The 7,045-nt window shown below is 48.0% G+C and carries 5 protein-coding genes and 1 tRNA gene; 1 reads left to right on the top strand and 5 read right to left on the bottom strand.

All coding sequences use genetic code 11. From position 1 onward, the window contains the following. The 5 genes from NK638_RS11335 to NK638_RS11315 form a co-directional block, all read right to left on the bottom strand. Positions 1-1,503, bottom strand: a 1,503-nt coding sequence (locus NK638_RS11335; RefSeq protein ID WP_274633100.1) for a BCCT family transporter, incomplete at its 3' end; no start/stop codon positions are given. Positions 1,504-1,865: 362 nt separating this feature from the next. Then, the gene (betA, locus tag NK638_RS11330) at positions 1,866-3,566 is read right to left on the bottom strand and encodes a choline dehydrogenase (protein WP_274633099.1); all 1,701 of its coding nucleotides are present in this window, start codon (positions 3,564-3,566) and stop codon (positions 1,866-1,868) included. A 171-nt stretch (positions 3,567-3,737) separates the two neighbouring features. After that, on the bottom strand, positions 3,738-5,252 hold the full coding sequence (gene betB / locus NK638_RS11325) for a betaine-aldehyde dehydrogenase (protein ID WP_274633098.1): 1,515 nt from the start codon (positions 5,250-5,252) through the stop codon (positions 3,738-3,740). 135 nt (positions 5,253-5,387) lie between these two features. Next, entirely contained in the window at positions 5,388-5,969 is a 582-nt protein-coding gene (locus tag NK638_RS11320) for a TetR/AcrR family transcriptional regulator (protein WP_238062693.1), read from the bottom strand. Positions 5,970-6,000: 31 nt separating this feature from the next. Continuing rightward, positions 6,001-6,345 (bottom strand): DMT family transporter, encoded by a 345-nt coding sequence (locus NK638_RS11315; protein WP_274633097.1) that lies wholly within the window; start codon positions 6,343-6,345, stop codon positions 6,001-6,003. A gap of 618 nt (positions 6,346-6,963) precedes the next feature. On the opposite strand from NK638_RS11315, the gene NK638_RS11310 reads away from it, so the two are divergent. Next, positions 6,964-7,039: transfer RNA gene (locus NK638_RS11310), tRNA-Asn, on the top strand. Positions 7,040-7,045 lie beyond the last annotated feature (6 nt).

Raw genomic sequence — 7,045 nt, 5'->3', positions numbered from 1 at the left:
CGACATCATATAAAGCACCAAAATCAGCGAAAATGGCAAACCTGCGATGACAGACACCGACTGCAACGAAGCAAAGCCGCCGGCGAACAGCAGACCTAAAGTGATCAGACCGGTGGCCGCTGCCCAAAATAGGCGCAACCAAACCGGTGCATCAGTATCATTGGTCATACCTTTTGAGCTAAGATTGGCCAGTACTAGCGCACCAGAGTCCGCTGAAGTCACAAAGAAAATAAGCCCGATGACCACGCCAGCGAATGATAAAACATCACTAAAAGGGAAGTACTCAAACAAGGCAAACATGCCCATCGCCGCGTCATTGATAGCGATTTCACCCAGCTCCGTCGCACCATTGGCGACTAAGTCTATCGCTGAATTGCCAAAGATAGAAAACCAAGCAAAGATAAAGCCCAGCGGGATAAACATCACACCAAAGACAAATTCACGCAAGGTACGGCCACGGCTGATACGCGCAATAAACAAGCCGACAAACGGCGCCCAAGCCACCCACCATGCCCAGAAAAATATCGTCCAGCCTGATTTCCAATCGGCACCAGCGCTGCCGTCATAGGCATAGACGTCGAATGTTTTGAAAACGATGGTTTGGAAATACTGACCAACACTTTGGGTAAAGGTATTGAGCAAGTACACAGTATTGCCCATCACCAATATCGCAATCAATAGCAATATCGACGAGAGCATATTGAATTCAGATAGACGGCGTACCCCTCGCTCTACACCGGTCATCGCTGAGATAGCCGCAGCAGCTACTACGCCTAAGATGATCAAGCTCTGCACCATCTTGCTCGACTCGATACCAAAGACATGGGTCAAGCCTGCATTAGCCTGCAACACCCCGATGCCTAAGCTAGTGGCAATCCCCATCAAGGTACAGACCACACCAAAGGTATCAATGCCATCACCGAGCCAGCCTTTGACTAGGCGCTCGCCAAAGATAGGCGTCAGCGGTGAGCGTAGCGCCAGCGGCATGTTTTTGCGATAGGCAAAGTACGCTAGCGCCATGCCGATAAGCGCATAAATACCCCAGCCATGCAGACCCCAATGCAAAAAAGTCTGAGATAACGCTTGGCGCATCGCTTCGGCACTGGCAGGCTCTAACCCCGTATGCGGGGTGAGATAGTGCATCAACGGCTCAGAGGCACCAAAAAACAATAAATCGATACCAATACCGGCCGAAAATAGCATCGCCGCCCATGCTAAAAAGGGAAACTGCGCTTTTTCATGGTCTTGTCCCAGCTTGATATCGCCGTATTTTGAAAAGCCCACAAACAAAGCAAATATACTATAAGCAGCCACCACCAGCATGTAATACCAGCCAAAACTCTCTGATACCCACGCCATGCTCGCGCTTAATAATGCCTCACTATAATCTGGCAAGGCAATCGTCCAAATAATCAATAAAATAGAAATAATCGCTGAGCCTAAAAAAACTGTCTTATTTAGACTCAAGGGTTTCGTCGCATCTTCTGATGGCGAGCTGTACATAAAAGACCTCAATAGGTAAATGAAACAGGATCTGATAGTGCTTTGTCCGTCATAACATAGTGTATAGTTACCACGTTATCTATATAAGCGCAGGATGCACAAAGCAGTACCAATCAATAAAAATTTGCTAAACAGTCCGCAGACCCCTTAGCACCACTTTTAAAAAATAATGAAAAGATAATCAGCGCAAAATAAAGCCGATATGCTGACATGCTCATTTGCGTGCGGTACTGATGATATCAGTGCTCACAAGGGTGCCAGCAGATCTGCGCTGATAAAAAAGACCTTTACGTTGAAAGGCCTTTTATTTGAAATTGACGTTATATTATCCTTATATCGTGCCTACTGGCTGGCACGTTTATTTATGCAGTCGTATGATAAGCACGCATCGGCTCAGCTCTGAGCGGTGCGCCATTGGCGACATAATAATCCGCTGTCGAGCGTGGTAATTGTTTACCGCGCATCTTATCAACGATTTTTTCGGCCAGCATAATGGTGGTAGCATTTAAGTTACCACTAATGATATTTGGCATAATCGACGCATCAACGACACGCAGACCATCGATACCGTGTACCAGCCCTTCACCATTGACCACCGAATCATTACCCTCACCCATCGCACAGGTACACGACGGATGATAAGCGGTCTCGCTATGATTGCGGACATACTCATCGAGCTGCGCATCGGTCACCAGATCATCGGTCGGCGCGATAGCACGGCCGCGATATGGGTCAAGCGCTGGCTGATGCATAATCTCGCGAGTGATACGCATCGCCGCGCGGAACTCTTGCCAGTCCTGCTCGTGCGACATATAGTTAAATAAAATGCTTGGATGCGCATTTGGGTCTTTTGAGGTGAGCTTGACGCGGCCACGACTCGGCGAGCGTAGTGAGCCCACATGCGCTTGGAAGCTGTGCGATTTCACCGCACTACGACCATCGTAACGCACCGCTAATGGCAAGAAGTGATACTGGATATTGGGGTGCGTAAATTTCTCATCAGTACGGATAAAGCCGCCACCCTCGAACTGATTGGACGCGCCAAGACCAGTACCATTAAACAACCACTCAGCACCAATCGCAGGTTTATTCCACCATTTATTGGCAGGGGCAATCGACACGGGCAGTTTACATTCATACTGCATATACAGCTCTAAATGGTCTTGTAGATTATTACCAACACCCGGCAACTCTAAAACCTCATTAATACCCAAGTCTTTGAGCCACTGACCAGGGCCAATACCAGAGCGCTGCAATAATTGCGGCGAAGCGATAGCACCTGATGAGACGATCACTTCACGAGCGGCATAGAATTTTTTGCTTTGACCTTGATGCTCAACTTTGACGCCGACCGCACGCTTACCATCGAACAAAATCACATCGGTCAAGGCACCGGTCAAAATCGTGATATTGCTACGTGGTTTGGCACGGTCGAGATACCCGCGAGCCGTTGATGCGCGGCGACCATTAGGCGTGACAAAACGATCCATTGGCCCAAAGCCTTCTTGCTGATAGCCGTTTAGATCCTCTGTACGCGGATAGCCTGCCTGCACGCCCGCTTCAATCATGGCTTCAAACAGCGGATTGACCCCAGGTTTTGAGGTGGTCATTTCTACCGGACCACCGACGCCATGATAGTCGTTTTCGCCTGCGTCGCGGTTCTCTGATTTTTTAAAGTACGGCAAGCAGTCGAGATACGTCCAGTCTTCTAAGCCCTTGATTTTGGCCCAATCGTCAAAATCGAGCGCATTACCACGGATATAGCACATGCCATTGATGAGGGATGAGCCGCCCAGCCCTTTACCGCGGCCACAATCCATGACGCGGTTATTCATATATGGCTCAGGATCGGTTTTGTAGCCCCAGTTATACGTAGTGCCTTGTAGCGGCATCGCGAGCGCCGCTGGCATCTGCGTACGAAAGTCTAGTCGATAATCAGGTCGACCAGCTTCTAATAGCAACACCTTAATGTTGGCATCTTCGGTCAAGCGCGTGGCCAACACGTTTCCGGCTGAGCCTGCACCGACAATGATGTAGTCATATTCAGGTGTGGTTGATGTCATAAAACGCTCCATAATAGTAAAAATACGTCATGTCATCAGTAAGCTCACATCATGCCGGCGTATTTACCTACATGACGTGCTTACTAACGACAGCTTTCTTTGTACATTAAAACAGGTAGTTAAAACAGGTGGTTAAAACAGATGGTTAAAAAACAAGCAGTTAACAAGCCATTAAAATACCGACTCAAACTTACCCAGCTCTACTTGGATAGATTTAGTCTGCGTATAATGCTCAAGGGCTTCGATGCCGTTTTCGCGGCCGATACCTGAATGCTTATAACCGCCAACTGGCATTTGCGCAGGCGACTCGCCCCAAGTATTTAGCCAGCAGATACCCGCCTCTATCTGTCCGATGACGCGATGCGCGCGGGTTAGATCTTTGGTTACCACCCCTGCCGCCAAGCCGTACTCGGTATCATTGGCACGGCGAATGACTTCTTCCTCAGTCTCATAAGTCAATATCGACATCACAGGGCCAAAGATTTCTTCACGCACGATAGCCATGTCATCGGTGCAATCGGTAAACACCGTTGGCGCGACATACGCGCCTTTAGCCAGCTCGTCTGTCGTCACTCGCTCACCGCCCGCCAATAGACGTGCGCCACCCGCTTTACCTTGCTCGATATAGCCAAGCACTCGCTCCATATGCGGGAAGCTCACTAGTGGCCCCATATTGATATCTTCATCCATCGGATCGCCGAGTTTGATACGTTTGACCCGCGTCAAAATCGCTTCTTCAAACTTGGCTTGTAGCGCTTTTGGGATAAATACACGCGTGCCATTGGTACAGACCTGACCGGTGCTATAGAAGTTCGCCATCATGGCGATATCCGCTGCCATATCGATATCGGCATCGTCAAAGATAATCAATGGCGACTTACCACCCAGCTCTAAGGTTACGTCTTTGAGAGATGATGATGCCGCGCTTGCCATGACTTTTTTGCCCGTTGGCACGCCGCCTGTAAACGAGACTTTGGCAATATCAGGATGCTGAGTTAATGCTTCGCCTACTTTATAATCGCCTTGTACGACGTTAAATACGCCATCCGGCATGCCAGCTTCAGTAAAGATTTCCGCCAGTTTCAGTGCCGTCAGTGGCGTGACTTCTGAGGGTTTAAAAATCATCGCGTTACCTGCAGCCAACGCTGGCGCAGCCTTCCACATGGCGATCTGAATCGGATAGTTCCATGCGCCGATACCAGCGACGACGCCGAGTGGCTCACGGCGCGTATAGACAAAGCTGCTATCACGTAGTGGAATCTGACGACCCTCAATCATTGGCGCAAGCCCTGCATAGTACTCAACGACATCAGCACCAGTGACGATATCGACATACTTGGTCTCAGACAGCGCTTTGCCGGTGTCTTTGGTTTCAAGCAATGCCAGTACATCATTACGCTCGCGCAATATCGCAACTGCCTTTGACAAAATACGGCCACGCTCAACTGCGGTCATTGCCGCCCACACTTTTTGCCCTTGTTGCGCCGCTTTTACCGCTTCATCGATTTGCTCGGCAGTGGTTTGCTGAATGCTCGCCAGCACTTCACCTGTCGCTGGGTTGATATCGTCAAAAGTCGTTAAAGAATCATCGACCGCCAGATAGCGACCGTTAATATAAGCGGTCTGCGTTTGTGCTAAATCAATAATGTCTTGTAAATCATTTACGTTTGTCTGAGTAGTTGTCATAAGTTTTCCTTAAGGCGACTGAGAATTTATAAAAAAGCGTTCAGTCAATCATGCCGTCATAGGTTAAATATAAAATTTTCTATGTGCGTGTTATTGACCAAAGCTGTTTATCAAGTTATTGGTCAAAGTCATTTATCAAAACGGTTTATCAAAGTCTTGCTGCGTCATATTTATCAAGCGCTCACGTATTGAGGCCTTGTCCGAGATATCGATACCCGAAAAGTCAGAGAGCCAAATACCATCGGCGACCAGACGTACCATACATAGCGTTTCGCTATTGTCGGTAGCGGCATATTTTTTTAGCTGCTCATTTGACCACTCAGCCCAGCGTTCGCGTAGCATCCGGTCTCCTAGCATCAACACATACAAAGTCGCTTGGCTATTAAACTCGGCCTGCCCTTTTTCGCCTAAGCTGATGGTGGCGTCGATATAAGCGCGGGTAAACGAGCCGTAGCTGACCGGATCCTTTGCCATGGCGGCATTGACTTCTGCCTCAAACTTGGCCATCGCATCATAAAACACCTCTAAGATAAGCGCGTCCTTGGTAGCAAAATGATGCATCACTCCGCCTTTGGTCACGCCGACGGCATCTGCCACCGCTTGAAAAGTCACTTTAGACAAGCCCTGCTCTAGCGTGATACGTGCTGCCTCATCGAGCAGTGCCCGCCGCACCAGCTCTGGCTGTTTTTTACGTTTATGCGCGTTTTTCGTTTCCATTTTTGTGTCCATGTTCATTTTTACCTACTTGTCAGTGCACCACCGAGTTTGACAATAGGTTCATCACCACCACACCGCCGACGATCATCGCAATACCGACCACCGCCGCGGTATCGAGACTTTGCTTAAAAAAGAACACCCCGACTAGTGATGTCAGCACAATCCCCAGACCGCCCCACAGCGCATAGGCGATGCCAAGTGGTATGGTCTTGATGGTCTGGGTCAACAAATAAAACGAGATGGCATAAAGCACGCCCATAATCAAGGTCGGCACCAAACGGGTAAATTGCTCTGACTTGACCAAAAAGGTCGTGCCAACCACTTCACAAATGATAGCGATGGCGAGATAACCGTAAGCAATGATGGTAGGACTCATAGCTAAAACACCTGTGTTAAATCCAGCGTACGCGCTTGATTGAGTGAAATGGATAAGCAATAAATAATAGAATGTAGCTCCAAAAGAAACCACACGGTCGGTATTTTATAGAAATAATCCAGCAATGTGAAGAGCAGCCCAGCAGTTTTTTTTGTTTCAAGCGATGTGCAGATTGCTTTTATATTCAAAAAGATAGCCAAGTTGTCTAATCAAATTACCCGCAAAAGCTTGATAACCAACGCTGACAGCAGATTGCTTAAGCCATAAATAAAAGTAGCATATCGCTGCTATTTTTTTGTTACACGCCGCAAGTAGATGGAGACTTTAACAAAACAAACACGCTATCAAGCCCATCCATATCCAGACCTATCCGCCCTAACGCGCCATTTTATAAACACCTCATTCTGAGGTGCGTTTATGACAGATTTGGGTCGTTTTTATCACTAAAATGCGCCAAGGACTGAGGGCTGGCAATCAAACTTCACAACATCTAAAGAATATTTGCGAATTATGTCAAAATAAGGTTGACAGCCTATACCGACTTGGCTAAAATGTGCCCCACATAACGCAGACAGCAATTACTTTTATCCTGTCATATTTACCGTTATCACATCTTATTCTCCAATAGCTCAGTTGGTAGAGCAACGGACTGTTAATCCGTGTGTCCCTGGTTCGAGCCCAGGTTGGAGAGCCATATACG

Origin of the sequence: Psychrobacter sp. A3 (genome assembly GCF_028823565.1) — a bacterium.
In the GTDB taxonomy this organism is placed as follows: Bacteria; Pseudomonadota; Gammaproteobacteria; order Pseudomonadales; family Moraxellaceae; genus Psychrobacter; species Psychrobacter celer.
Note: the sequence above shows the minus strand (reverse complement) of the source record. Positions and strands in the feature narration are given on the sequence as shown.